Source organism: Anabaenopsis arnoldii (assembly GCF_028331025.1).
Taxonomy (GTDB): Bacteria; Cyanobacteriota; Cyanobacteriia; order Cyanobacteriales; family Nostocaceae; genus Anabaenopsis; species Anabaenopsis arnoldii.
In genome coordinates, this window is record NZ_JAQMUH010000164.1 from 1 (window position 1) to 25,716 (window position 25,716).

19 protein-coding genes are annotated in these 25,716 nt (G+C 42.6%); 9 read left to right on the forward strand and 10 right to left on the reverse strand.

The genetic code is table 11. The annotated features are described in order from the left end of the window. Window positions 1–284: 284 nt before the first annotated feature. Window positions 285–476: a hypothetical protein gene (locus tag PN457_RS14580; protein WP_271734100.1), complete on the reverse strand. Its 192-nt coding sequence runs from the start codon at window positions 474–476 to the stop codon at window positions 285–287. Window positions 477–851: 375 nt separating this feature from the next. Between PN457_RS14580 and thrC the strand changes: the two genes are divergently transcribed. Both thrC and radC read left to right on the forward strand, forming a co-directional pair. After that, entirely contained in the window at window positions 852–1,943 is a 1,092-nt protein-coding gene (thrC, locus tag PN457_RS14585; protein WP_271734101.1) for a threonine synthase, read from the forward strand. A 199-nt stretch (window positions 1,944–2,142) separates the two neighbouring features. Next, window positions 2,143–2,874 carry a RadC family protein gene (gene radC / locus PN457_RS14590; RefSeq protein WP_271734102.1) on the forward strand — a complete coding sequence of 244 codons (732 nt, stop codon included), beginning with the start codon at window positions 2,143–2,145 and terminating at the stop codon, window positions 2,872–2,874. Window positions 2,875–2,936: 62 nt separating this feature from the next. Here radC and PN457_RS14595 read toward each other — a convergent pair whose 3' ends face one another. Further along, a complete protein-coding gene (locus PN457_RS14595; protein ID WP_271734103.1) occupies window positions 2,937–4,982 on the reverse strand; it encodes an elongation factor G in 2,046 nt (681 codons plus the stop codon). Between the two features lie 557 nt (window positions 4,983–5,539). Here PN457_RS14595 and PN457_RS14600 point away from each other — a divergent pair. After that, window positions 5,540–5,779, forward strand: coding sequence for a hypothetical protein (locus PN457_RS14600; protein WP_271734104.1), 240 nt, complete (start codon window positions 5,540–5,542; stop codon window positions 5,777–5,779). 288 nt (window positions 5,780–6,067) lie between these two features. Here the strand turns inward: PN457_RS14600 and ndhD1 are convergent, their stop codons facing one another. Then, window positions 6,068–7,642 (reverse strand): photosynthetic/respiratory NAD(P)H-quinone oxidoreductase subunit D1, encoded by a 1,575-nt coding sequence (gene ndhD1, locus PN457_RS14605; protein ID WP_271734105.1) that lies wholly within the window; start codon window positions 7,640–7,642, stop codon window positions 6,068–6,070. 512 nt (window positions 7,643–8,154) lie between these two features. Here ndhD1 and PN457_RS14610 point away from each other — a divergent pair. Next, window positions 8,155–8,385 carry a hypothetical protein gene (locus tag PN457_RS14610; protein ID WP_271734106.1) on the forward strand — a complete coding sequence of 77 codons (231 nt, stop codon included), beginning with the start codon at window positions 8,155–8,157 and terminating at the stop codon, window positions 8,383–8,385. Window positions 8,386–8,777: 392 nt separating this feature from the next. Here the strand turns inward: PN457_RS14610 and PN457_RS14615 are convergent, their stop codons facing one another. Beyond that, window positions 8,778–10,859, reverse strand: a complete 2,082-nt coding sequence (locus PN457_RS14615) for an NAD(P)H-quinone oxidoreductase subunit 5 (RefSeq protein WP_271734107.1) — start codon at window positions 10,857–10,859, stop codon at window positions 8,778–8,780. Between the two features lie 292 nt (window positions 10,860–11,151). Then, window positions 11,152–14,049: a DNA polymerase I gene (gene polA, locus PN457_RS14620; RefSeq protein WP_271734109.1), complete on the reverse strand. Its 2,898-nt coding sequence runs from the start codon at window positions 14,047–14,049 to the stop codon at window positions 11,152–11,154. Window positions 14,050–14,129: 80 nt separating this feature from the next. On the opposite strand from polA, the gene PN457_RS14625 reads away from it, so the two are divergent. Beyond that, on the forward strand, window positions 14,130–15,005 hold the full coding sequence (locus PN457_RS14625) for a Cof-type HAD-IIB family hydrolase (RefSeq protein ID WP_271734110.1): 876 nt from the start codon (window positions 14,130–14,132) through the stop codon (window positions 15,003–15,005). A 186-nt stretch (window positions 15,006–15,191) separates the two neighbouring features. Here the strand turns inward: PN457_RS14625 and PN457_RS14630 are convergent, their stop codons facing one another. After that, window positions 15,192–16,022: a DALR anticodon-binding domain-containing protein gene (locus PN457_RS14630; RefSeq protein ID WP_271734111.1), complete on the reverse strand. Its 831-nt coding sequence runs from the start codon at window positions 16,020–16,022 to the stop codon at window positions 15,192–15,194. Between the two features lie 332 nt (window positions 16,023–16,354). Between PN457_RS14630 and PN457_RS14635 the strand changes: the two genes are divergently transcribed. After that, window positions 16,355–17,074: a Crp/Fnr family transcriptional regulator gene (locus PN457_RS14635; RefSeq protein ID WP_200989883.1), complete on the forward strand. Its 720-nt coding sequence runs from the start codon at window positions 16,355–16,357 to the stop codon at window positions 17,072–17,074. A gap of 333 nt (window positions 17,075–17,407) precedes the next feature. On the opposite strand, the gene PN457_RS14640 is transcribed toward PN457_RS14635, so the two are convergent. The 3 genes from PN457_RS14640 to PN457_RS14650 form a co-directional block, all read right to left on the reverse strand. Then, window positions 17,408–18,769, reverse strand: a complete 1,362-nt coding sequence (locus tag PN457_RS14640) for an ABC transporter substrate-binding protein (protein WP_271734112.1) — start codon at window positions 18,767–18,769, stop codon at window positions 17,408–17,410. An 81-nt stretch (window positions 18,770–18,850) separates the two neighbouring features. Continuing rightward, the gene (locus PN457_RS14645) at window positions 18,851–20,212 is read right to left on the reverse strand and encodes a protein kinase domain-containing protein (RefSeq protein ID WP_271734114.1); all 1,362 of its coding nucleotides are present in this window, start codon (window positions 20,210–20,212) and stop codon (window positions 18,851–18,853) included. 139 nt (window positions 20,213–20,351) lie between these two features. Continuing rightward, on the reverse strand, window positions 20,352–21,368 hold the full coding sequence (locus PN457_RS14650) for a LysR family transcriptional regulator (RefSeq protein ID WP_271734115.1): 1,017 nt from the start codon (window positions 21,366–21,368) through the stop codon (window positions 20,352–20,354). Window positions 21,369–21,661: 293 nt separating this feature from the next. Between PN457_RS14650 and PN457_RS14655 the strand changes: the two genes are divergently transcribed. Beyond that, window positions 21,662–22,375: an NnrU family protein gene (locus PN457_RS14655; RefSeq protein ID WP_271734116.1), complete on the forward strand. Its 714-nt coding sequence runs from the start codon at window positions 21,662–21,664 to the stop codon at window positions 22,373–22,375. 369 nt (window positions 22,376–22,744) lie between these two features. Then, entirely contained in the window at window positions 22,745–23,131 is a 387-nt protein-coding gene (locus tag PN457_RS14660) for a thioredoxin family protein (protein WP_271734117.1), read from the forward strand. 12 nt (window positions 23,132–23,143) lie between these two features. On the opposite strand, the gene PN457_RS14665 is transcribed toward PN457_RS14660, so the two are convergent. Then, a complete protein-coding gene (locus PN457_RS14665; protein WP_271734118.1) occupies window positions 23,144–23,275 on the reverse strand; it encodes a hypothetical protein in 132 nt (43 codons plus the stop codon). A 617-nt stretch (window positions 23,276–23,892) separates the two neighbouring features. On the opposite strand from PN457_RS14665, the gene hflX reads away from it, so the two are divergent. After that, complete coding sequence (gene hflX / locus PN457_RS14670) at window positions 23,893–25,638, forward strand: GTPase HflX (protein ID WP_465248710.1); 1,746 nt, start codon at window positions 23,893–23,895, stop codon at window positions 25,636–25,638. Window positions 25,639–25,716 lie beyond the last annotated feature (78 nt).

The following is a 25,716-nucleotide window of genomic DNA, read 5'->3' on the forward strand; positions in this document are numbered from 1 at the left end:
ACGATATCAAGTATTGAATTAAGACTATTGCCAACGCGAAAACCAAGCAATGATAGCGGTAGTCTTTCTTGTAAATCTTAAGAGAAATATCGCGTCTGGCTAAGGCGTGCAAGTCTACTAAGGGATAACCGCTCCCATGCCCCCGTTGAAGTAGAAAGTAAAGTCTAGCTTTGTCTAGGTTTTATATAGCAGACAGCTAAACGTCGAAAAAATATCACCACGCTCTAAGATTAAACGCGGTGAATCTGGAAACCTGTGTAAACAGGGGATTATATCTGAGACTGTCAAACTTCTGAGTTGTTCTCGGTTAAACGTTGTTGTTTAAGGTTTTGTAATTGCTCTAACAAAGAATCTACTTCTGCTTGGAGGTGTTGAAGTTTCGCGTGTTGGTCTTCTTGATAATAAGACTTGGTGACATCGCTAACCCAGAGAGTCTGGGAGGGACGTTCGGAAACACTAGATGAACAAGTAGGCATTGTTAAATAAATTTCCTAAATTGACTCACACCATCTATATAAACATCATAATAACGTTAAGTTAAGATTAGTTAAACAGTTGTATATATTTAATCATATAAACTCATACTTGGCTAGTGTATTTATAAGTGAAGGTAATGGTATCCCCTGAGTTACACACAGAATTTATGGCTGGGAAGGGAGAGTAGTGTGATCACAAAGGAGGATTTCACATAAAATAAAAATCATCAGTGAGACGTTGGCACTCAATGTGGATAATATTCTTATAGAATGAAAAATCTAGAAAATAGCACCTCAAAAGGAGAAATTAAGTTTTTCCCTTGCCAATGGAGGGCTTACCCATCCCCAATCCTTAGTTAAAAACTTTTAAAACCTGTGACTGTGAGTTTGTCTGTTGTTAAATCTACTCGCCAACCTTGGCCCGGACTGATAGAAGCCTATCGCGAATATTTACCTGTAAGCGAGAAAACGCCGGTTGTTACCTTACTAGAGGGTAATACTCCCTTGATTCCAGTACCGGCCATCGCCGAACGCATTGGCAGACAGGTAAAAGTATTTGTCAAATACGATGGTCTTAACCCCACTGGTAGCTTCAAAGATCGGGGTATGACCATGGCAATCACCAAGGCTAAGGAAGCTGGGGCTAAGGCAGTAATTTGTGCTAGTACAGGGAACACCTCAGCGGCGGCGGCAGCTTATGCTAAACGTGGCGGGATGAAGCCTTTTGTGTTGATACCCGATGGCTATGTAGCCTTGGGTAAGTTAGCACAGGCTTTGTTGTACGGTGCGGAAGTTTTAGCAATCAAAGGGAATTTTGACCGCGCCCTGGAAATTGTGCGGGAAATGTCCGAAAGCTATCCCATTACTTTAGTTAATTCTGTGAATCCCTACCGTTTGGAAGGACAAAAAACCGGAGCATTTGAAGTGGTAGATGCTTTGGGTAATGCTCCAGACTGGTTGTGTATCCCAGTGGGTAATGCGGGAAATATCACAGCATATTGGATGGGGTTTTGTCAATATCACCAAGGCGGAAAATGCGATCGCCTACCGCGGATGATGGGATTCCAAGCCGCAGGGGCTGCTCCCCTGGTAAATGGGCATCCTGTTACCCATCCCGAAACCATCGCCACAGCTATACGTATTGGTAACCCTGCTAGTTGGGATAAAGCCATGGCTGCCCAATCTGCTAGTCAAGGTAGTTTTAAAGCCGTTACCGATGAGGAAATTCTCGATGCTTATAGACTTTTAGCATCATCAGAAGGTATTTTCTGTGAACCCGCCAGCGCTGCATCTGTAGCCGGTTTATTGCAGGTTAAAGACCAAGTTCCCACAGGGGCGACAGTGGTTTGTGTCCTCACCGGGAATGGTTTAAAAGACCCAGATACAGCTATTAAACACAGTCAGAGCCAATTTAAACAAGGCATTGATGCTGAAGTAGGGGCAGTAGCCCAAGCAATGGGATTTTAATTATTTGGTATCAGCTGACTGTCAGTGGGGGCTACACCAACTTTTTCTTGGACAGGTAGCCCCTAAATTCATGTATGGCGGATTTTGGTTATGTGGTGAAGATGTTCTGTTAAAGTTTTTTACCTAGCGATCCAATATGAACCAAAAGAGGGATAAATAAGAATAGTTTTATCTAAGTGATTCTCCCCTTAGTTCTTCTATGACTTATTGCCTCAGAATTGCCGATATTCCCACTAATGAGCGTCCACGGGAGCGTTTAATGAGCCACGGTGCTAAAACTTTGGCTACAGCTGAGTTAATTGCAATTCTTTTAGGTACTGGCCAGGGTCCAGGAAAACTTTCGGCTGTAGGATTAGGACAATATATATTACAAGAACTAAGTAAACATCAACGTGACCCCCTAGCAGTTCTGCGAGAGATTAACCCAGCGGAATTAATGCAAATTCCTGGTATTGGCCCAGCCAAAGCCACCACTATCTTAGCGGCAATTGAATTGGGGAAACGTACCTTTCAATTTCGCCCATCAGACAGTACACCCATTGATAACCCCGTTGTGGCTGCGGCTGCACTTAGTCAAGATTTAATGTGGCAAACACAAGAACGTTTTGCAGTGTTGCTGTTAGATGTGAAAAATCGGTTATTGGGAACCCAAGTAATTACTATTGGTACCGCCACGGAAACCTTAGCATCCCCGCGAGAAATTTTCCGAGAAGTCATTCGTCAAGGTGCAACCCGGACAATTATTGCTCATAATCATCCTTCAGGTAATGTGGAACCTAGCCCAGAAGATATAGAATTAACCCGTCAATTATTAGCAGGGGCGCGGCTTTTAGGCATTCCATTATTAGATCACTTGATTTTAGGTAATGGTAATCACCAAAGTTTACGTGAAATTACGACACTGTGGAATGAATACCCCCAAGGTGATTAATAGAAAATGGGAGTGACTGTTATTGCCACTCCTAGAGCCACGGATCAAGAAACTTGAAGATATTACTTACTGTTCCCCTTGCTACCATTCCCATTCCGCATTAGCACACGTTCAGCAAGTTTATCTGGTACTTCCTGGAAATGGTCATGTTCCCAGTGGAAAAACCCAACACCCAGGGTGAGCGATCGCAACTCTATAATAAAGTTTTGCATCTCAGCTTGGGGCAAGTATGCAGATACATGATCCCAGTTTTGCCAATCATCTTTGCCCTCATATCCTAAAATCTGCCCTCTTCTACCACTCAATAATTGCAGTACCTTAGAGGTAAATTCGCTCGGTGTTGTCACTCGCACCCGCAGAATCGGTTCTAGCAGAGTCGGTTTAGCCTGGGGTACTCCCGTTTGCATTGCCAATCGTGCAGCCTGTTTAAAAGCTTGTTCAGAACTATCAACGCTGTGATAAGAACCATTAGTGAGAGTGACAGCCACATCTACCATGGGAAACCCCAAAGGCCCATGTGTTAAAAACTCCCGCACACCCATTTCTACACCAGGAATATACTGTTTAGGAACTACACCCCCAACTATAGTTTCATCGAAGTTAAAACCTTTTCCCCGTGCTAGGGGTTTGATATCCAGGAAAACATCACCAAATTGGCCGTGACCACCACTTTGATGCTTGTAGCGTCCATGAACCGCAGCCACAGTTTTACTGATGGTTTCTTTATATGGTACTTGCGGCTGATGAGTTGTCATCGGTAAGTGATATTTGCGCCGCAGTCTGTCTAGGGCGACTTGTAAATGAATTTCACCTTGACCCCAGAGAATGACCTCATGAGTGTCCCCGTGTTGCTCCCAAGCCAAGGAAGGATCTTCTTCTAACAACTTGCTCAGGGAACTGCTGAGTTTTACTTCATCATTGTGTCTTTCCGGTGTAATCGCCAAAGCATAGACTGGCCTTAACTGTTCTGCTTTGGGTAATTCCTTCACCGGGGTTTGTGTAGAAATTGTCTCTCCTGTGTTGATACCCTCTAAACGGCTCAAAGCGACAATTTCACCTGCACCGACTTGATTAACTAAATGCTGTTGTTGTCCCATGAGGCGGTAAATTCCCCCAGTCCGAACACCATTTAGGACAATACCATCAGTTAATTCACCTCGCCACACACGCACTAAGGAGAGTTTGCCACCTTGGGGGGTATAGTAAGTTTTTAATATCTGGGCTAAGGGGTGATTCCCTTTGATATTTCTTAAACGACGTTCTGCTGTGGTTTCTGATTCCGGCGCTTCTCGTTGTAGTGCTTCTAACAGAGGTCTGACACCATAATCTTTTTCTGCTATACCAAAGAACACCGGAACTACCAAATCCGCCCCTAATTCTAGTTTTAAGTCTTGAATAATTTCTTCTTGGGGTGGTTCAATGTCTTCTAAAAGTTTTTCGAGTAGGTGGTCGTCAAAATTCGCCAAAGCTTCGAGCATTTCCGACCGGGCGATTTGTTCTTCTGCTTTTAAATTTTCAGGAAAAGGAATCAAATCAGCAGGTGCGCCTGGGTGATATTGATATGCTTGTTCACTCACCATGTCGATAAATCCGGTGAGTTGTTCCCCTTGCATGATTGGGTATTGGTGAGCTACCAGAGGACGACTAGAAACTGCTTTGAGTGCGTGTAATGTTTCTAAAACGTGAATATTTGCCCTATCCATTTTATTCACAAACACCAGATGGGGAATTTCCCAATCATCCAGGAATTTAAATAAGGGCGCTAGGGTCAAAACCCGTTCGCTGATGGGTTCACAAACGACAATTGCCGCGTCAACTCCTATTAAAGTATTGTAGGTTTCTTGGGCAAATTCTACCGAACCCGGACAATCAATAAAGGTAAAACGAGTGTCTTTAAACTCTGTACTGGCGGCGGTGACTTCCACACTCATATGGCGATCGCGCGATTCTGGCGCACTATCCCCCACCGTGTTACCATCCTTCACATTACCCGGGCGCGAAATTGCCCCACTGACAAATAATAAGCTTTCTAGTAGTGTGGTTTTTCCACTTAAATAAGGTCCAACAATTGCAACGTTCCGCGAACCCGATTTTACTTTTTCGTTCATAAAACCCCTCTTGCGGTAAGTCAGTCTTACCTGCATGATTCTTGTTCAGGAGTATCAAATACTTTTCTGCCAGAAAAATAATTCCTTCCTTAACTTGTCATTATCCTGCCTTTAACCACAATTGCCAGAAATTGTATTTTATCGTAAGGTTGACCTTGATTTTTTTTAAGATAAAAATAACTTTAATATACAATATTAAAGATTTGTAAATATTTGATAATTACCGACCCTTTTTATAGCATTTGTTAGGCTGTTATACTACTTGTATGCACCAAGATACAAGTGATTTTCTATTATTATTCACAGTATTTACCCAGGGTAGGCAGGAGTTATACTGAGCATGTGGATAGCTTGCGTCGCCTAGCCATAGTATGCCCAAACGAGAAGATTTGTGACATTAAAATGTGACTTGATTTATTTGAAAAGTGGTGTATACATACAGCTAAAATTGGGGTGTGAACCTCTTTGAGACGTATCTTTTTGTACCCTTATAGATAGATGAATCATTCCTTGAGCATGAGTAAAAATCAAATAGTCACCTCAAGGAGAATCAATGTATGACTACAGGTAACGGTCAATCTCAACAACCCATTAGCAACCTAGAGTATGACTTCCTCACCGTGCTGCATAATAAAGCTGAAGCAGTCAAGGCTTATGACTGCTACATCAAAGATGCACAGGAAATGAACTCTCAGCCCTGTGTAGAATTATTTCAAAAGTTGCGACAGTTGGAAATAGAACAAACCCAAGAAGTTCGCCACCATTTGCAACAAGTGATGCAGCACGGCAAGATGTAATAACAGATGTAATAAAGCCTTTTTCAGGCTCATGAAGTACACACCAATTCCCTATTCCCTATTCCCTATTCCCTGTTCCCTGTTCCCTCAAACTAAAAAAAATTGTACCTCACGAGCATGGGAAATGCTATAACATTGCAAATACAAAACTCTATTGACAATCCCCGCTCTAAAGAAACGGGGATTGTTGATCTGTGAAGAATTTCCTACTACTTAGCATCTTAGCAAAAAAAAGCGGGTACTCGACCCGCCAGCAGAGAAATATAAAATTCAACTATCAATCGGTACTTAGAGGGAAATTTCTGGCGCGCGCAAAGAAATCTGTGATGCTTCTTTCTCCTGTGCTAAAGTCGGTACAGAATGACGTAATCTTGCCGTTAACTGTACTGTTGTGGCATCATACATCTGGGTCAGTAACTTAGGATAAAACCCAATACCAATAATTGGCACTAACAAACAAGCAATGATAAACACTTCCCGGGGTTCAGCATCTATTAGAGCTTGGTGGGAAACTAACTCTTCGTTTTCTTGACCATAGAAAATTTCCCGTAACATAGACAGCAAATAAATTGGAGTTAAAATTACCCCCACAGCCATCAGGAACACCACGATAACTTTAAAAGTGGAGCTATAAGCATCACTGGTGGCAAAACCCACAAACACCATTAATTCAGCCACGAAACCGCTCATTCCTGGTAATGCTAAAGAAGCCATGGAACAAGTGGTAAACATAGCAAAAATCTTTTTCATCCTCTTACCCACACCACCCATTTCATCTAACATCAGGGTGTGTGTCCGGTCATAAGTTGCGCCCACAAGGAAGAACAAACTCGCCCCAATTAACCCGTGGGAAACCATTTGTAAAACCGCCCCACTCAGTCCCAAATCGGTAAAGGAAGCAATACCAATGAGGACAAAACCCATGTGAGAAATTGAAGAGTAGGCAATTTTCCGCTTCAGGTTGCGCTGGGCGAAAGATGTTAGGGCGGCGTAGATGATATTAACCACCCCCAAAACCACCAATACAGGGGCAAAATAAGCGTGAGCATCGGGGAGCATTTGGGCATTCATGCGAATTAAGGCATAACCGCCCATTTTCAGCAGAATACCTGCTAATAACATATGTACTGGGGCTGTAGCTTCACCGTGGGCATCTGGTAGCCAAGTATGTAAGGGAATAATTGGCAACTTGACAGCGTAAGCAATGAGAAACCCAGCATAAAGTAAAAGCTGGAAATTAAGAGCGAAATCCTTCAAAGCCAGCGATCGCATATCGAAGGTGACGGTATCGCCGTAAAATCCCATTGTCAGGGCAGACAGCAAAATAAACAACGATCCACCAGCGGTGTATAAAATAAACTTAGTCGCTGCATATTGTCGCTTTTTGCCTCCCCAAATGGACAGCAGAAAGTAGATAGGTACGAGTTCCAGTTCCCACACCAAGAAAAATAACAGCATATCCTGAACAGCGAACACGGCGATTTGACCGCCATACATCGCCAGAATCAAGAAATAAAAGAGCCTGGGCTTGAGCGTCACAGGCCAAGCTGCTAAAATTGCCAATGTAGTAATAAACCCAGTCAAAATAATCAGAGGCATAGACAAGCCATCTGCCCCTACTGACCAATTCAAATCAAGTTGAGGTAACCAGGGGTAACTCTCCACCATTTGCAAATCTGGATTCGAGAAGTCGTAACCAGTATAAAAAGCGTAAACAATTAGTGCAAAATCTATTAGTCCCACAATCAGGGAATACCAGCGCACTGTTTTGCCGTCTTTATCTGGGATGATGGGAATCAGTAGCGACGCGGCTATAGGTAACAAAATAATTGTCGTCAGCCACGGAAAATTAACTGTATTCATCGCAATTAATCTGCAAACAGAATCATGTTGGGCAAAAAGTCACTAGCTATTAACTAACAGCTTTTTGGCAGTTTTCCTTTCATTGTTAGGTTGATTTAATCAAATTGACAATCCCCCACCCTCCCGGATGACCTAAACCACATCTACAAAGCTGCCCTAACCGCCAGTCTGTATATTACAGGTAAACTACCCGCCAATTGCCTCATAATGAGCAATTAAGGCATCTGTTGTCCATTAAATGACAAATTTAATGAAAATATGAAAATCAGGTATTTTCAGATGATTATTGAGGTGTTAGTCAAATATTTGTACAAACCTCTTGATAAATAGTCACAATATTTTCAGGTTTGTAAGTTTGGCAATGTTTCCCACGTACACCTTCTGTAAAATACTATGCTGGTGTAATTTCCTGATGTTCGCTATCTGACAGTTCAGAGTGAATAGTCTTAATCATGTTAATTCAGCTATATTTAATAAAGCAGACGGGTAAAGTTTAAAAGGAAAATTTTATTATGTCATCTCCAGAAATTAGCACTGTAATTAAGATGATGGAATCTTTACCTGAAGATGTACAAAACAGAGTTTTAGAACATCTTCGAGAGTACTTGGAAAATTTGCAAGATGAATTAAAATGGGATAATTCATTTAAGACAACTCAACCAAAATTGATTGCATCTGCTCAACGTGCTAAAAGAGAGATTGCAAAAGGACTTGCGAAACCAATGGACTACAAAAATTTATAAATTCAGGATTTGGCTTTGGCTTTTAGAAAATAGAGTTTATCAACACCCTGAGAGCAAATAAAGGTATTTAGGTAAAAGAATCAAGAGAGGTTTATTTAGGTCTAAGTCTGGGAAAATATATTCAGCAGACTTGAATGGTTCCCTAAATATATTAAGAAAGGTAGCTGGGGACTCTATCTTTGATGGAAACTCAGTAAAGAGGCTTGTAGTTAGCCCAGTAAGGTTTAGACCTTACCAAGCTAAAAATATTTGACTATATTTTTAGTAACTATATGACTTGTAGTCAAAAAAAATCTTGTCATCTTTTGCAATGCAACTCTGTGCGCCTACTGGGTCTGGTGGGTGAAACAAAAAATCATGTAGGGGCGGACTGCAGTCCACCCCTGTAACAACTAGGTGATACCAAAGAAAATCACTAAACCCAAAACTGCCCCAAAGATAATTAAGGCGTAGAATTGAGCGCGACCATTTTCCAGGTACTTCAGACCTTCACCACTAACGAGGGTGAAAAAGCCGGTAAGATTAACAGCACCATCAACAACGCGGAAGTCAACTTCCATCACTTGTCGAGCTAGACGACGTAGTCCCAGAACAAAGACACGATGGTAAATGTCATCAAAGTACCACTTATTCAGGGATAGCTCATAAAGAGATTTGATTTGAGAAGCGATCGCAGCCGGGTCAATTTTACCCCACAAATACATTAGCGAAGCCAAGGTAATGCCGATTAAAGAAATACCTACAGAAGCCCCCGCCATGATGTAAAACTCCGTCGGGTTAAACTCAGCGGCTTTTTCCATAACTTCGGTGATGGTTTCGCTAGGGGGAAAAATAAACTCCTCAAAGTAGTTAGCGTAGGGTGTCCCCACCAGACCTATCAGAATCGAAGGTATAGCCAACACAGCCAGAGGTAAAGTCATCGTCCACGGTGATTCATGGGGAGTACTGCTGTGATGTCCGTGGGAGTCATGGGCTGCCAATTCTCCTTGTTTCATCGCCCCTGGTCCAAAATTAGGCGCTAGTGCAGCCGAATCTAATTCCTGGACTATGGGGGTGGCAGATTTTTTCAGCTTATCCTTAATTTTCTCGTCGTTACCGCGGAATTTGCCTTCAAATGTCATGAAGTACATTCTAAACATATAGAAGGCGGTAATACCGGCAGTTAACCAGCCAATTAACCACAGAAGTGGACTAGCTTCAAAGGCGTTACCGAGAATTTCATCTTTTGACCAGAAACCAGCAAAAGGCGGAACCCCAGAAATTGCCAAGCAACCAATCAAGAAGGTAATACCGGTGACGGGCATATACTTTCGCATTCCTCCCATCAAGCGCATATCCTGGGCTAAGGCGGGGTCATGACCGACAACCCCTTCCATACCGTGAATCACCGAACCAGAACCTAGGAATAACATCGCCTTAAAGTAGGCGTGGGTCATGAGGTGGAACAAACCCGCACTGTATGAGCCTAATCCCATAGCCATCACCATGTAGCCTAATTGGGAGATGGTGGAATAAGCCAGACCCTTTTTGATGTCATTTTGAGTTATGGCAATACTGGCACCCAAAAACGCCGTAAATGCCCCGGTAAAGGCAATGACGTTCATGGCCGCTGGGACATGCTCAAATACTGGGTACATCCGGGCAATCAGGAACACACCGGCTGCTACCATGGTGGCAGCGTGGATGAGCGCTGAAATGGGGGTTGGTCCTTCCATAGCATCTGGGAGCCAGACGTGGAGGGGAAATTGGGCGGACTTTGCCACCGGACCTAAGAAGACTAAGATCGCCAACAGGATGGCGAGAAAATTGCTTACAGAACCGGTTTCTACGAGTTGGCCTAGGCGATCGCCCATGACCCCAAAATCAAAGCTTCCCGTAGCCCAGAATAGTCCGAGAATGCCCAATAGTAAGCCAAAGTCTCCCACGCGGTTAGTCACAAATGCTTTTTGACAAGCATCTGCTGCTGCTTTGCGATCGTACCAAAAGCCTACCAGCAGGTAAGAACACATCCCCACTAGTTCCCAGAAGATATAAATCTGCACCAGGTTGGGACTAACTACTAGACCCAACATCGAGGAACCGAACAGGCTGAGATAGGCGTAAAACCTGACGTATCCAGGGTCGTGAGCCATATAGCCATCGGTGTACACCATGACTAATAAAGCTACTGTGGTGACAATCACCAGCATCAGGGCTGTTAGGTGGTCGATAGTGTAGCCCATACTCAAGTGAAAATTACCGGCTGCTGCCCATTCTAGGGTACGCAGGTAAGGCGCGTGTCCTTGAATTTGGCTCCACAGCAAGGCCAAGGAGAACGCCATTGCTGCTCCCATGAGGGAGATGATGACTACAGCGTTGATTTGCCGCAGGCGGTTTGTCACTTGATTTAAAGAAATTAACCCTAAACCAACCAGCATTGCTCCTAAAAGCGGAAATACTGGAATCAGCCAGGCATATTCATAGATTACTTCCATCACTGATGCTTACTTTTAGAATTCTAATTTGGGGGAACTGTTAATAATTGTGACACACACCCTTGAGGATAAAATACCCCACCCGAAGCTAATTAGGCAGGGTAATTAAGCATGGTTTTATATTTTATAAATTGGGTAGTAAGGAACAGAAAATATTTAGTGGTATTACACATAACCAGTAACTAATCATGAAAACCTTAACAGCCTCTACTGATTCCGCTCGGAACTCTACAAAAAAAGCTAGTGAGTAGTCTGTTGAATAAACGGTTATGGTCAATCATTGTAGCTGTAATCACTTGGTCTCCATCCAATTATCACCCGTACTCACATCAACCACTAAGGGGACACTTAAATGTACAGCATCTTCCATGAGTGACTTGATTTGTGGTTGCAATTCTTCCCACTCTGGAGGAGGAACTTCAAATACTAATTCATCGTGAACTTGTAATAACAACCGCGCTTGATACTTCTGCAAAACTTTATGCAGTCGCACCATGGCAATTTTGATAATATCAGCGCTAGAACCTTGAATTGGGGCATTAGCAGCAGAACGTAATAATCCCGCATCGGTAGCAGCTAATTTTTTTAATTTACTCAAGTCAATGTTATCTGGGTTGCTACCTTTTAAGTGGCGTAAACTATTATTGGTAAACTCAAAATACCTGCGTCTACCTAGAATAGTTTCTACATAACCTTGAGCGATCGCTTGTTTTTTTAACCCTTCTAAATAAGCAAATACACATGGATAACGTTCATTAAATCGCTGGATAAACTCATTAGCAATAGTTTTATCTATCCCCGTAGAACGGGAAAATTTTAGTGATCCCATACCATATATTACACCAAAATTAATAGTTTTCGCAATCCGGCGTTCTTCTGATGTAATATGTTCCTTGTCAAATACTAAACGTGCAGTTACTGTGTGAATATCTTCATTTTGCTGATATGCTTGTAATAGTATCGGCTCCTGACTCAAATGAGCTAATATACGTAACTCGATTTGAGAGTAATCCGCAGCCACCATTAACCAATCTAATTTCGGTAAAAAAGCCTTACGAATTTGGCGACTAAAAGCTGTACGAATGGGGATATTTTGTAAGTTGGGATTCGAGGAAGATAACCGACCCGTAGAAGTTGCAGTTTGATTAAAATCAGTATGTATCCGTTGGGTATCTGGACGGACTAAAGCCGGTAAAGCATCTACATAGGTAGACTTTAATTTCGATAAAGTACGATATTCAATAATGGCATTAACAAAGCCAGTTTTATCAACTTCCTGGAGTTTTTCTAAAGTCCCTGCATCAGTAGAGTAACCGGTTTGAATTTTCCGGGAGTATTTGGTACTTAAGCCCAATTTTTCAAATAAGATTTGACTTAATTGTTTAGGAGAACCCAAATTAAATTTTTCTCCAGCTACGGTAATTGCTGCGTCCTGTAATTTAGCTAAAGTTATCTCTAATTCCTGGGAGAGTTCTTGCAAGTAAACAGAATTAATCGAAATACCCGTATATTCCATCTCCGCTAAAACTGCTTCTAGGGGTTGTTCCACTTGTAGCAATAACTTATGTAAAGCTGGAGTTTTTTCTAATTCCTCACGGAGCTTAGGCACAAGTTGCCATGTGGCGTAAACTTGTAAACAGCAATAATTAGCTACAGCAGTGATATCTAGATCCCCAATATTTTTACCTTTGGGAACTAAATCATTATAGTTAGTTAAGATTAATCCCAAATGACGCAACGCTAAATCAGTGAGGTTATGGCTAGTATCTGGATTTAAAACATAACTAGCTAACATGGGATCAAATACTACTCCCGCCAAGTTAATTCCTTGGTTGCGAAAAACTAAGCGGTCAAATTTAGTATTTTGGAACGTCTTGGGATATTCTGCACTTGATAATATCGGATTTAGTGCGGTGAGTGCAATATCTTTAGGTAAATTTTCCCCTTCTCTATGACCCAGGGGAATATAAGCTGACTCATCAGGAGCAATTCCCCAACAGCAACCAATACCCACTAGTTGAGCATCTCTTGGTTCTAATCCAGTCGTTTCAGTGTCCCAAGCAACAGGATGTTTGGGGTCAGTAAATTTTTGTAATAAGTTGACTAACTCAGTCAGTTGGGATGAGGTCTTAATTATCCGTGGTTGAATGGGTGAGTTAATTTTTGGTGACATTGCTGCTGTGTCCGCAGCACTAAAAAACCACACATCATCATCTTCATCGGGTGTGGTGGCTGAGTTATGGGTAATTTCCCCACCAAAACGTTGCTGGAGTTCGTTAAATTTACCTAAAAAGCTTTTGAATTCTAATTTCTCTAAAATGGGAGTGAGAATACTGGTATCAAATCCCGTTAATTTGCAATCTTCTAAATTAATTTCTAGAGGAACATCTAAAACAATTTTGGCTAAGTATTGGGACTTTTGCGCGTCTTCTCTACCTGTTAATAGTTTTGTCTGTGTTGCGCCTTTAATTTCATCTAGTGCTGCATAAATCTGATCTAGAGAACCGTAAGTACTAAGTAGCTGTACTGCGGTTTTTTCGCCAATTCCCTTGACACCGGGAATATTATCTGATTTATCACCACAGAGGGCTTTAAAATCGACAATTTGTGCAGGTAATACACCTAATTTGGCTTGAACTTCTGCTGTACTAAATTCAGTGATGCTGTTTGTAGAACGTTTGAGAGCATCAGGGCTAAAATTTAAAACGCTGATTTCTTTGGCTGGGTCGATGAGTTGAAATAAATCGCGATCGCCTGTTAAGATTTTCACTTTATACCCAGCAGCAGTAGCTTTTTGTGCTATGGTTCCCAAAACATCATCCGCTTCATAACCAGGTGCGGTGAAAATTGGCAGATTTAACCCTGCTAGCAATTCGTGCAGATTTTTTAAATCAGGAACAAAATCTTCTGGTGTTCCTGGACGGTCAGCTTTATAAGTATCATCAGCTTCATGGCGAAAAGTTGGTAAACCCAAATCAAAAGCCACAGCTATGGCTTCTGGTTGTTGTGTCGCCATAACTTCTAATAGACATTTGAGAAACCCAAAACATACACTAGTAGGAATTCCTGTTTTAGTCCGCAGTCCGCCATCTTTTCCTTTGGCGAAGGCGAAATAAGAACGAAAAGCTAGGGAATGTCCATCTACGAGGATGAAGGTGGGACGACGTGTGGTGTTTGCAGTTTGAGACATAGCTATATTATTTTACCTCCCCATGAAGTGCTAGAGCCTGCTAACCTCATACTGGGAGTTTTAACCTGAATGGGGAATTTATGCACAAAGCACCTACCTCTGATTTAACATCCGCTGGTAATCAGGCTCTGGCTACACAAGACATTAAGTTACTGGTTTTAGATATAGATGGTACGATTTCTGGAGAGTCTAACACCTTAAGTGTACCCGTAAAGCAAGCGATCGCAGCGGTACAAGCCAAAGGAATTCACGTAGCCATCGCCACTGGTCGGATGTATTGTTCAGCTTTACGCTTCCACCAAGAAATTAACTGTCTTCTACCATTGATGGCTTATCAAGGCGCTTGGATTCAAGACCCAGCTAGTCAGAAAATTCATCGCCATTGGTCTGTTTCCAGAGAAATCGCACACCAACTACTAGATTATTTTGAACAACCACAACTGCGATCGCATTTATCTATCCATTTCTATATTAATGACCAGCTGTACGTGCGAGACTTGAGCCAAGAAACTCAAACCTATGCAAAACGTTCTGGTATTACGCCAATTCCCGTAGGCGACCTACGCCGAGTTCTGAGCGATGAACCCACAAAAATACTAGCCTTGTGTGAGGACACACAGGTAATTAATCAGTTACTAGGTGATTTACGCCGTCAATACACACCTGCTGAACTTTACCTCACAACTTCGATTGCTACGTTCTTTGAAGCAACTAACCCCTTAGTTAATAAGGGAACTGCTGTGCGTTACCTAGCAGAAGAATTACTAGGCTTACAAAGCAAAAACGTCATGACTATTGGTGATAACTTTAATGATTTGGAAATGCTGCAATATGCTGGTATCGGTGTAGCTATGGGTAACGCTCCACCAGGTGTAAAAGCTGTCGCCCAATGGGTAGCCCCTACTGTAGAGGAAGATGGGGTAGTAAGTGCGATCGAGAAATTTTTACTCTCTTAAAACTGCTTAACATCAGAAAAGACACCGACGACTGGCCGTGTTTCGTCTCGGTGCCTTTACTGGTTCGCTCCTCACACACCTGTAAATATAACCGAGGCGACTACATCAGTCAATAGTTTCCAGAAAACTTGCGATTTTTCCCGGTAATTATAAAGATTTGGTAAAGAATTTTTTCATCGCAAATAATCATAACTCCAGAGGAGCAAAAACTCCCAGTTTATCTACAAGTAAACACCTCAACACAGACTGAGTAGCCATGATCAGTCCCACCCTGGCTTGGGCTAATTCTAGTGAAGTAATTTTCACCTCCCCCAAAATCCGACACCTGCACCAGAAAGCCTCAAAAGCTCGACTTAAATCCAAGGCAACTTTTTCCCAGTTCACTGTACCACTACACTCTAAGTTATCTACAGCCTCTACTAACTCAGTAATCAGACGACCCTCTGCTGGGTGAGTGAAGCGGAGTTTTTGCTCATCGTTGAGCCAAGGTATGTTCTCTACCGATACCAAACTAGTCAGGTTAGCCTGATGTACTTCCTTGAGTTTAATCAATCCTTCATGGTGAGCTAGCCGCACCAATGAGCAGCAACGTGCATGAGCATATTGAATCATAAACAAGCTAGAGGGATTTAACATGGTAATTTTGGCTTTTTCCCTTTCCCCATCTTCACCCACACTCTTAACTACAAGGTTTTGCAACCAAGCAGCTAAAAAAGCATGAGTTAACTCTAAATGAATCCAACCAGGGTGAACTACTTCCACCTGAAAAACACCGTCACCCATTGCTGATAAGTGAGAGACAATTCCATTGGCGATGTCCATCGTTTTGTAATGATCAGATTTTGCCAACTGGAGCGCCAAACCTGAAATATATAAAACTCGACTATCATCTGTACCCTTATAGAGAGGAAACTTTCTACTTGCTATGGGGACAAATTCACCACTAAAATTACAAAAACTGAGTACATATAATATGTAACGATATATTAACCCTTTAATTGCTATTTCTCGGCTCACTAGTAAATTTGAACTATATACACTTGTACTCACAGGGTATCCATAACATATTTGTATATTTTCGTCATCTACCTTAAGATATAAATCTGAACTTGATGCAAAAAAATGAGAGTAGCATAAAATTTGATGAATTTTCGATGAACTGTCAGTAAACTTTACTACAATCATTGTACAGTAGGAAGTATAACAAAAGAGTAGAGGGCAAACTAACTGCTTTTCTGCTCTTTGTATGGCTGACGCTGTTAGGCGTTAAGCCTACTCTGCCGACACAAAGACACTCCTTGCACCTTTTTATTACGTCTTTGTATTCAGCCAAACGCTCTTTGTTACCTATGCAATCTCCATCTTCTTTTTCTGAGGCATCACGGCCCTTTTTAACTTGGCAACGGATTCTTGACTGGGCTCAAGAACACTACCGCTGCCGCACCTTTAGCAAGGATGAACGTATTCCAGCCCGACCTGGATTATTGTACTTAGTGCAAAGGGGCGCAATTCGCATGGTGGGAACAGCACAAGTTAGTGCCACCGCCAGTCAGCTCACTTCTCGACGCATTAATAGAACTCCAGAAGAAGCCTTCTTGGGTTTTATCGGCGCGGGACAACCGTTTGAAATTGTGGCTCAGTCACCATTCACCCTCCAAGCATACGCCCATGTTGACCAAACAGCTGTGCTGTGGATGTACTGGCACGATTTAGACAACTGGCCTCACTTCCGCCGTGAAGTCATGGATGCCTTTAGGTATCAGCACCAACGTAAATTACTGTGGCTGAGTGCCTTGGGACAACGCCGCACCATTGACCGACTCTTAGGATTCCTGACACTATTGATTGAGGAATACGGAGAACCGGCTATGAGTGAGACTGACCCCGATGTGATTCGTGGCTATTGTCTGCCCTTCCCCCTCACCCATGCCCAAATTGGTAGCGCCATCGGTTCCACTCGTGTAACTGTGACTCGCTTGATGGGTAAGTTGCGTCAACGCGGCTTAATCCTCACCCAGGGAGATAATCTCATTTGCTTACCAGCAGAGTCGATTAATCGAGCCAACTGAAACGCATTTCACAGCTGATGAACAAAAGCCACAGCAAGTTAGAGTCGGCAATATCTACTTCCTGGGTTTGAGCAATCTGTTTGACAACCACAAACAGATTGTGATCAATTGCGTAATGTGAAAATCAATGTTCTTGGTAATGAGCAATCTATTGCCCTTGCTTCCCAATAGCAAGGGTCAATAGCACCAATGTATTCTATATTACCTAGGATGTTCAGTTAATTCAGACTGGGCTTGGGTGGTCGTGGCTGTACAAACCACATTAAGACCACTCAACTCGCCTGGGGAAGAATTTATGCCGTGGAAAACGTTTTCCCCATCTTCTCTGATGGTTCACCGTACCGGTTCAAAGTCATAGCCAGTCCGGGAACGGTTACCGGTAACTACTTTTACTAGTTGCACAGGCGCAGAGCGATCGCCTGAAGGTAAAAATCGAATCGCACCAGAAGCCCCAGTAGGAGAAAAATCAGAAGCGGTGAGTGCTTGTTGTATCCCCGAACGTGTAGGATTTCTTTCTAATGCGGCAATCAGGGCTACAGTGGCATCATAAGCCAAGGCAGTTCGCCAACTAACATCAGCACCCCACAAATCCCTCGACTTTTGGGGAAAATCTGACTGGCGATCGCCTAAAATATGCCAGGGAACTGCTACCACCATCCCCAAGGCTGCCTCTCCCACCACTTCTAATGTTTTAATATTATAAATAGCATCTCCCCCCAGTACATTTAACCGTTTCTGGTTCAGTTGAACCACTTGCAGTGCTTTATCTAAACTTTCAGTGTCAGTTGCTAACATCAACACTTCTGCACTTTCCCCAGTAGCCTCTTGTAGGCTTTTAGCCGCACTAAAATTTCCCAGCGACACGTCAAACTCACCTGATACTCGTCCACCCTCCAACAACACAGATGATACAAACTCCGACTTTAAAGACTGGCTGTAATTACTCCGGGAATTAAAGAAAACCGCCGCTTGTCTTTTCTGCAAGTTTTTGACCATATAATTAGCCAAGCTCCTAGCTGCGATAAAATCACTAGGTACTGTGCGGAAAATATAGGGGCTAAAGTTAGAAATTTTCACCGAAGTGCTAATAGGAGTAATGGCTACCAGTTTCCCCGCATCATAAATAGTACCTGCCGCTAAGGTAGTGTCACTGCTATAAGGACCAACTACCCCCAATACATCGGGATTTTTAACTAGGCTAGCAGCAATTTGTTGAGCAATCTCAGGATTATTATCATCATTGGCTATCCCTACCTTTAAAGGTACGCCTTTAATACCCCCGGAGGTATTCACCTCATTTTGGGCTTGAGCGATACCGCGTAGAATCTCCAGGGAAACATTAGGATTATTACCTATAGGTACTGAGGCGACAACACTATAGCTTTTAGCAGCACCAATGCGGGCATTATTTAAATATATCAGTGCCTGGGGGTCATTACGCTTCAGTTTTAAAGATGTTTCTAAACTAGCAATAGCTTGGGTATAATTTTTCTCACTTATTGCTTGTACTCCCGCTTTTTTGTCAGGAGTCACTTCGCCAGTGTTCAAAATTCTTTCTCCAAAACTAATCCGCTCTGCACCGGGTTGATTTTGGGGAAATCTGATTATGTCAAAAAACCACAAAATACCACCTAATAAGCCCAATGTGATCAGCAGGGAAAAAACAAGTAGGGTAGTTTCATTTTTCTGGGACATAATTAAGAATTGGGGTTGATTTATAAATTTATTTATGCGTCGCGGTGAGTAATGCTGAAAGAAACTGGATGTGTAGGTGTTTTAATTCTTGTTAAATATTAAAGATAATATTTGATAAATAATTCGATATATAGATGTAACTGCAATAGTTGCTAAACCACCAGCAACCGCTAGCAAGATTATTTGTGAAATGGCAATTCCCCCTTGTAAAAACGGAACAAAAATAATCACTGCTAAGGTAATTACCGGAATCAATAATAAATCAAACTTTTCAATCCACCGTCTAGTTTGGGCGAATATTATTATACCTAAGAGCAAAGCACAAATCACCCCAGTGATTACAGCACTGCCCAATAAACTATTCAGAGCGATCGCTATTAATGCACCCTCAAACCCGCTAAAAGCTGCTCCACCCAATAATTCCCACGTAGAAAAACTGGGCTGAGGTTTTGTTTTGGCTGGTTGAGATTTGGGTGTAACAATTGGGGTAATTGATGGTTGAGAAAGAGCTATAATTACTTCATTGGCCGAATGAAAGCGTTGATTAGCAGCAGGTAAGAGCATTTTATCTAAAATATCAGCCAGGCGAGGACTGACCTTAACTAAAGAGCGCCATTGCCACTGATTAGTATAGGTATCAAACAGTTGATTTGCTTCTTTACCTGTCAGCAAGTTCAGGATGGTGACCGCCAAAGCGTATAGGTCTGTAGACGGGAAGACCTGGTTACCGGCCATTTGCTCAGGTGGTGCAAATCCCATGGAATAAATACCAGTGGAAGCATTAGAGCCTTCAGTAGCATTTGTTACCTGCTTTACAGCCCCAAAATCCAGGAGAAAGAGTTTACCATCACGACGACGCATGATATTAGAAGGTTTAATATCTCTGTGAATGATACTTCTATCATGTACGAACTGTAAAACCTTGAGAATTTCTTGGAGTATTTCTAAAACTTCTGGTTCAGAAAATTTACCCTTCTGATCCAATTCTTCTTCTAAATTTTGTCCATCAATGTATTCTTGTACCAAGTAAAAAAACTGCTCTTGGTGTCCTCCTTGCCAACTATTAACTATTACCGGGAAAAAAGCAAATAAATCAGGTATTTGCTCGTGTCCACTACCTATTTGGGCTAGAACTTCTGCTTCTCTCTCAAATAACTTTTGTGCTTTTTGCAATTGAGTAGGTGATAAACTTCCTGCGGGCTGGAACTGCTTGACTACGCATTGACGCATTCCTGGTATGCGGCGATCTATTGCTAAAAATGCTGTACCAAATCCCCCTCTTCCCAGTAACTTAACTGGCACATATCGACCATCTAGGAGTAAGGGCATACCGCAGGTAGTACAATATTTTTGTTGCGTTGTTTTCAGGGTGTTAATATCGTCCAAATCCGCAAAGTAGTTTTGTGGGCGAGGGCAAGTCGGACGAGTACAGTAAACTTTCATTTTTATCATTGTCATGCCATCAATAAATAAATCGATTTACTTGCTCTCAACCATAAATTATAATTTTCCCACCAATAAATTAAGGAAAATTACATCCCCAAACTAAAAATACTGATGACAAGAGACTAATAACTAGATTTTAAACTGGTTCAGAATCAGAGTTAATATTGACTCCATCCAGTGTATTTACCCCTAACTTAGGTTGTGATATTTTCAACATATCTTTATTCCATTCTGGAGTAGCAAACTGAGGTAAAATTTCTTGACTAAAGGCTTCTGCAGCCTTAGAACGATAGCGATTAGGATTAAAAATCAACCAGAGGTTTCGCTTGACGACGACACCTTCAATGCAGGTAGATTTTAATACACCCATTTGTAATTCTTTGGCGATGGCTGAGGTGGAGACAAAGGCAGCACCCAAGCCTGATTGCACGGCATTTTTGATGGCTTCTATGGAATTTAGTTCCATTTCAAACTTAAACCGTCTGGTATCAATATCACACCTTACCAGTACCTGATCAATGACTTTGCGAATAGTTGATTGGGAGTCTAGAGCAATGAATTGTAGTTTATATAGGTCTTCTTTTTGAATTTTTTCCTGTTTAGCAAAGGGATGAAATATTGGTAAAATCAGTGCTAGTTCATCCTCAGCGTAGGGCATAATTACCAAAGATTCTGCTAACTCAGCCGGAACTTCACCACCAATAATCGCTAGATCAATTTGTCCATTAGCGACACTCCAGGCGGTGCGCCGGGTAGAGTGGACATGTAATTGCACTGATACATCTGGATATTTTTGGCGGAACATACCGATCATTTTTGGTAAAAGATAAGTTCCGGTGGTTTGAGAAGCGCCAACAATTAAAGTACCGCCTTGGAGGTTTTGTAAATCTTCCACAGCGCGGCAGGTTTCTTGACACAAACTCAGGATTTTCTCACCATAGCTCAAGAGTAGATGTCCAGCTTCGGTTAATTGTGCGCGACGACCTCCACGGTCAAATAAAGGTACATCCAGCTGTCGTTCTAAATTTTGGACTTGTAAACTCACCGCAGGTTGCGAGACGTAAAGACTATCAGCAGCACGCTTAAAGCTCCCTTCTGCGGCGATCGCTTTCAGGATACGTAACTGATCTAAAGTGAAAGGAAGGTCAGACATAAGGCTCAACCCACAATTTTAAAAGGAGCAGCTTGGTGAACAAAGCAAACTGCTACGTAGTTTTTCTGCCCACTAGGGGCGTGATCTGTAGCAGAAATAAATAATTGGTGACAATTGACTAGTGAATCAAGTTTTCCAGCTTGTCACCCTCCCTTGTTTTGTTACATCTTCAAGAAGGCTTGACTCGAAAAAGACAGTACCACAACACCCTGAGTAAAGTCTCCTGTGGAAAATTTTGTGGTATTGGTTGTACTGAGTTAACTTTTTGTTAAATTACTTCACCTATGTATACAATGCTAAATTCTTGGCTTACTCCCAGTCATTTGGTCATGTTGGGATTACAATTAGCTTTCGCGATCGCTCACAGTGGGGGAGCGGCCCTCCGTCCTTGGGCAGAAAAACACATCGGACCGAGGCTTTATCGCATTTGTTTTGCATTAATTAGTTTACCCTTAGCTGTAATCTTAATTATTTACTTTTTCAATCATCGGTATGACGGTTTGCAACTGTGGCTAGTACAGGCAGTACCGGGAGTAAGGCTAGGAGTTTGGGTATTATCAGCGATTTCCTTTTTCTTTTTGTATCCTGCTACCTTCAATTTACTAGAAATCGCCGCCATTCAAAAGCCCCAAGTTCACCTTTACGAGACAGGAATTATTCGTATTACCCGCCATCCCCAGATGGTAGGGCAAATTATCTGGTGTTTAGCTCATACCCTCTGGCTAGGAACTAGCTTTACCTTGCTTACTTCCCTGGGCTTAATCTTGCATCACTTGTTTGGTGTTTGGCATGGCGATCGCCGGCTGGCGGCACGCTATGGTGAAGCCTTTGAAGTCGTCAAACAACGGACATCAATTATTCCTTTCCGAGCAATTATTGATGGTCGTCAATCTATCAAATGGCAGGAGTTTCTCCGCCCTGCTTACTTAGGAGTAGCAATTTTTATAGCTCTGCTCTCTTGGGCTCACCCCCTGTTACTGGTAGCAACTAGTCGGATAGAATGGTAGTTAGAGACGATCCCCACTATCAAAATAAAATACCAGTCAATGGCAATTTCCGCCGATCAACCGCTGCCAAATCAATGTAGTATGAATTTTAATAGCTTTCAGCAGGGGGATCGCTTCGTCAGTTTGATATTTTCTCTAGGTCTTTGACAACTTAAATGCTTGTACTAGGGAAGTAATAACACAGCAGTCCAATTTCCTGGAAACAGGAAAGATGGGCAGTGGATAAGTGAAAACAGCGACAGTATCTCTGCCCTGGCTGGTGGTTACAGTGTATGTTTTTCCTAAATCCGCTTGAGGAAATAACTGCGTTGGCAATTCTTGCTCCTGATAGCTAGTTTAATATCAAAACCTTATAATTTTAGAGGCGTCATGGTGTTGTCGGTTAGTGAGCGGACATTTACACAAGAAGTTTTACAATCTCCCATTCCTGTTTTAGTGAATTTTGAAGCACCGTGGTGCAGCTTGTGTCGCCTGATTCACCCTCTGTTGTTGCAATTTAATGCTCAATGTGGTGAGCAAATCAAGTTAGTAGGGGTTAACGCCGATAATAATTTTAAACTGGCTAATACTTATAGACTCAGGACACTGCCAACTTTGCTGTTAGTGGAAAATGGCATAATTCGGCATCGTCTAGAAGGTTTTAGTAGTAAAGAGGATTTACGTCTGGCTTTAGAAGAAATTAAGCTCACTTATAATAACCGTTCTAGAACATACCATGCCGTGACCACAGCAGACATGGAATGTCGCTCGGCTTGACGCTCTACCCGGCTAGAAGCCGGGATATTCACCACCAGGTACTCTAGTGCCATTGTTGTTATCTTGGAACAACAGATCCAACTGAGTTTCCAAGTTCCCAGGCGCACCACGTTTGCTCTCATGAGCGTGGTGTTGTCTGCTCACAAACCCTGTTGATTCAGGGTTGGGCGTTTGAAACAGTAATAGCGCCTAGGGTTCCGAGAAGTCCAACAAAACAGAGTCGATGCAGATTAAGTATGATTGGTGTTCTTCAACCTTTAAATAGTGGAATTTGATTTCTGTAGCCTTTAACTTTGAAGAATGCTTTATTTAAAACTGTGTGGGGAGAATTTCAGTCATCTGTGGCTCAAAATCCTAAAATTAAGAAAAATGGTAATTAGCTAAATTCAACAAATTTTTAGATAAACAAGGTAGACGATAAATAGATTAGTAATCCAAAGACTCTATGATTGTCGAATAATTTGATAAACAAGGATATTCCATCGTTAATTGGGACTTTTAGGGCAAATATACCCTTTAGGTTACCTCGAATGTCAAAAATCTGTGGATTGTCTGCATTTACGTAGTTTCAGCCAGGCTAATTATCTGCTAACTGCGTAAGTGTTCCTAAAGTTGAGGAAAATAATATTACAATTTATCATGTTTTAGATGAGAAGATTTACTGTTTGTCAGCTTGATCAGAAGGAGTTGACAGACAAAACACTGTTGTAAAATAGACATAAGTAATGATTTGGGGGGCCATTTACTGGTCAGGAACGCCTATAGAAACTATTTTTGGAAATCTTCAAGGTCTTAAATCCAGTCAGATGAAGCAACTACAGCGACTGTACCACCAGCGCATCCCAGGCGATCGCATTACTACGCCTGAATTTTCCCAGCGTCTGGCTGCTATCAGCACAGAAATCAATCAGCCTGTATGTGCTTACCTCAACCGTCGGGGACAAGTGATGCGTGTAGGGGTAGGTACACCCCGTCAAACGCAAATCCCACCGTTAGAATTACCCCGTTACGGTGCAGAGCGTCTGAGCGGTATTCGTTGTATCGCCACCCATCTCAAGGCAGAACCCCCGAATGAGTCGGCTTTGACGGCTATGGCACTGCAACGCTTAGATGCTCTTGTGGTGCTAAATATTAGTAGTACAGGATTTACAAAGCGCGGAGGCGGCTCCACGGGGTACGTCAAGGAAAGTTATTTAGCTCATTTAGTATCCAATACTAAACAGCTAGTCTCAACTCAGCTGGGGACAAAGGTAAATTTAGTGGCTCCCGACTCGGGACTTTACTCTAGCGTATCCCCACCTATGAGTTTAGATATGCTGTCAGAGCAGGATTTTATCGACTTAGTGGACAGTGTGGAAGCCGAATTCCAACGGGAATTTGTGGCCACGGAAGTAGCTGCTGACCATGATCGCGTCGTCATAGTTGGTATTATTACTGACACTGAAAGTAGTCAAAGATTCCAAGATACCATAATGGAATTAGCCAGGTTAGTACATACAGCAGGGGGAGAAGTATTACAGACACTACAACAAAAGCGATCGCGGATTCATCCACAAACAGTAGTGGGTGAGGGTAAGGTGGAAGAAATCGCCCTTACCGCCCAAACCCTGGGAGCTAATCTGATTGTTTTTGACCGTGACCTCTCACCCGCCCAAGTGCGTAACTTGGAAAGGAAAATTGGTGTCCGGGTAGTTGACCGCACTGAGGTAATTTTAGATATCTTTGCTCAACGCGCCCAGTCTCGCGCGGGTAAATTACAAGTCGAACTCGCACAGTTAGGGTATATGATGCCTAGACTCAGTGGTAGAGGTCTGGCTATGTCGCGGTTAGGTGGTGGGATTGGCACCCGTGGACCGGGTGAAACTAAACTGGAAACAGAACGGCGCGCTATTCAAAAACGGATTTCTCGACTGCAACAAGAAGTCAACCAGTTACAAGCCCATCGCTCCCGGTTACGCCTAAGACGGCAAAATCAGGAAGTTCCCTCTGTGGCTTTAGTGGGCTATACCAACGCCGGTAAATCCACTTTGCTTAATGCTCTCACCAACGCGGAAGTTTACACCGCTGACCAGTTGTTTGCTACTCTTGACCCCACCACCCGCCGCCTAGTAATTGCCGATGGTGACCGTGGTGGAACTCAAGAAATTCTACTCACAGATACAGTAGGTTTTATACACGAACTCCCAGCCTCTCTAATGGATGCCTTTCGTGCCACCTTAGAGGAAGTCACAGAAGCCGATGCTCTACTGCATTTGGTTGATTTATCTCATCCTGCTTGGTTGAGTCATATTCGCTCAGTTAGGGAAATTTTGGCACAAATGCCAGTTACTCCAGGCCCTGCACTGGTTGTTTTTAACAAAATTGACCAAGCAGATAGCGCCACCTTGGCTTTAGCTCGAGAGGAGTTTCCCCTGGCTGTGTTTATTTCCGCCAGTCAGCGATTAGGTTTAGAAACCCTGCGTCAACGTCTGACCCAACTGGTCAAATATGTTGTTGACACTCGGTGACTTGAATCGCCGTGATGGCTGTAAGAACCCCCCGGATAGAAGCGGGGGGATTAAAGGCATTAAAAAGGCATTAAAATT

Coding starts and splice junctions, on each gene's coding strand:
- PN457_RS14580 (WP_271734100.1), bottom strand. CDS start 476: ATGCCTACTTGTTCATCTAGTGTTTCCGAACGTCCCTCCCAGACTCTC.
- radC (WP_271734102.1), top strand. CDS start 2,143: ATGACTTATTGCCTCAGAATTGCCGATATTCCCACTAATGAGCGTCCA.
- PN457_RS14595 (WP_271734103.1), bottom strand. CDS start 4,982: ATGAACGAAAAAGTAAAATCGGGTTCGCGGAACGTTGCAATTGTTGGA.
- PN457_RS14600 (WP_271734104.1), top strand. CDS start 5,540: ATGACTACAGGTAACGGTCAATCTCAACAACCCATTAGCAACCTAGAG.
- ndhD1 (WP_271734105.1), bottom strand. CDS start 7,642: ATGAATACAGTTAATTTTCCGTGGCTGACGACAATTATTTTGTTACCT.
- PN457_RS14610 (WP_271734106.1), top strand. CDS start 8,155: ATGTCATCTCCAGAAATTAGCACTGTAATTAAGATGATGGAATCTTTA.
- PN457_RS14615 (WP_271734107.1), bottom strand. CDS start 10,859: ATGGAAGTAATCTATGAATATGCCTGGCTGATTCCAGTATTTCCGCTT.
- polA (WP_271734109.1), bottom strand. CDS start 14,049: ATGTCTCAAACTGCAAACACCACACGTCGTCCCACCTTCATCCTCGTA.
- PN457_RS14625 (WP_271734110.1), top strand. CDS start 14,130: ATGCACAAAGCACCTACCTCTGATTTAACATCCGCTGGTAATCAGGCT.
- PN457_RS14635 (WP_200989883.1), top strand. CDS start 16,355: ATGCAATCTCCATCTTCTTTTTCTGAGGCATCACGGCCCTTTTTAACT.
- PN457_RS14640 (WP_271734112.1), bottom strand. CDS start 18,769: ATGTCCCAGAAAAATGAAACTACCCTACTTGTTTTTTCCCTGCTGATC.
- PN457_RS14645 (WP_271734114.1), bottom strand. CDS start 20,212: ATGAAAGTTTACTGTACTCGTCCGACTTGCCCTCGCCCACAAAACTAC.
- PN457_RS14650 (WP_271734115.1), bottom strand. CDS start 21,368: ATGTCTGACCTTCCTTTCACTTTAGATCAGTTACGTATCCTGAAAGCG.
- PN457_RS14655 (WP_271734116.1), top strand. CDS start 21,662: ATGCTAAATTCTTGGCTTACTCCCAGTCATTTGGTCATGTTGGGATTA.
- PN457_RS14660 (WP_271734117.1), top strand. CDS start 22,745: ATGGTGTTGTCGGTTAGTGAGCGGACATTTACACAAGAAGTTTTACAA.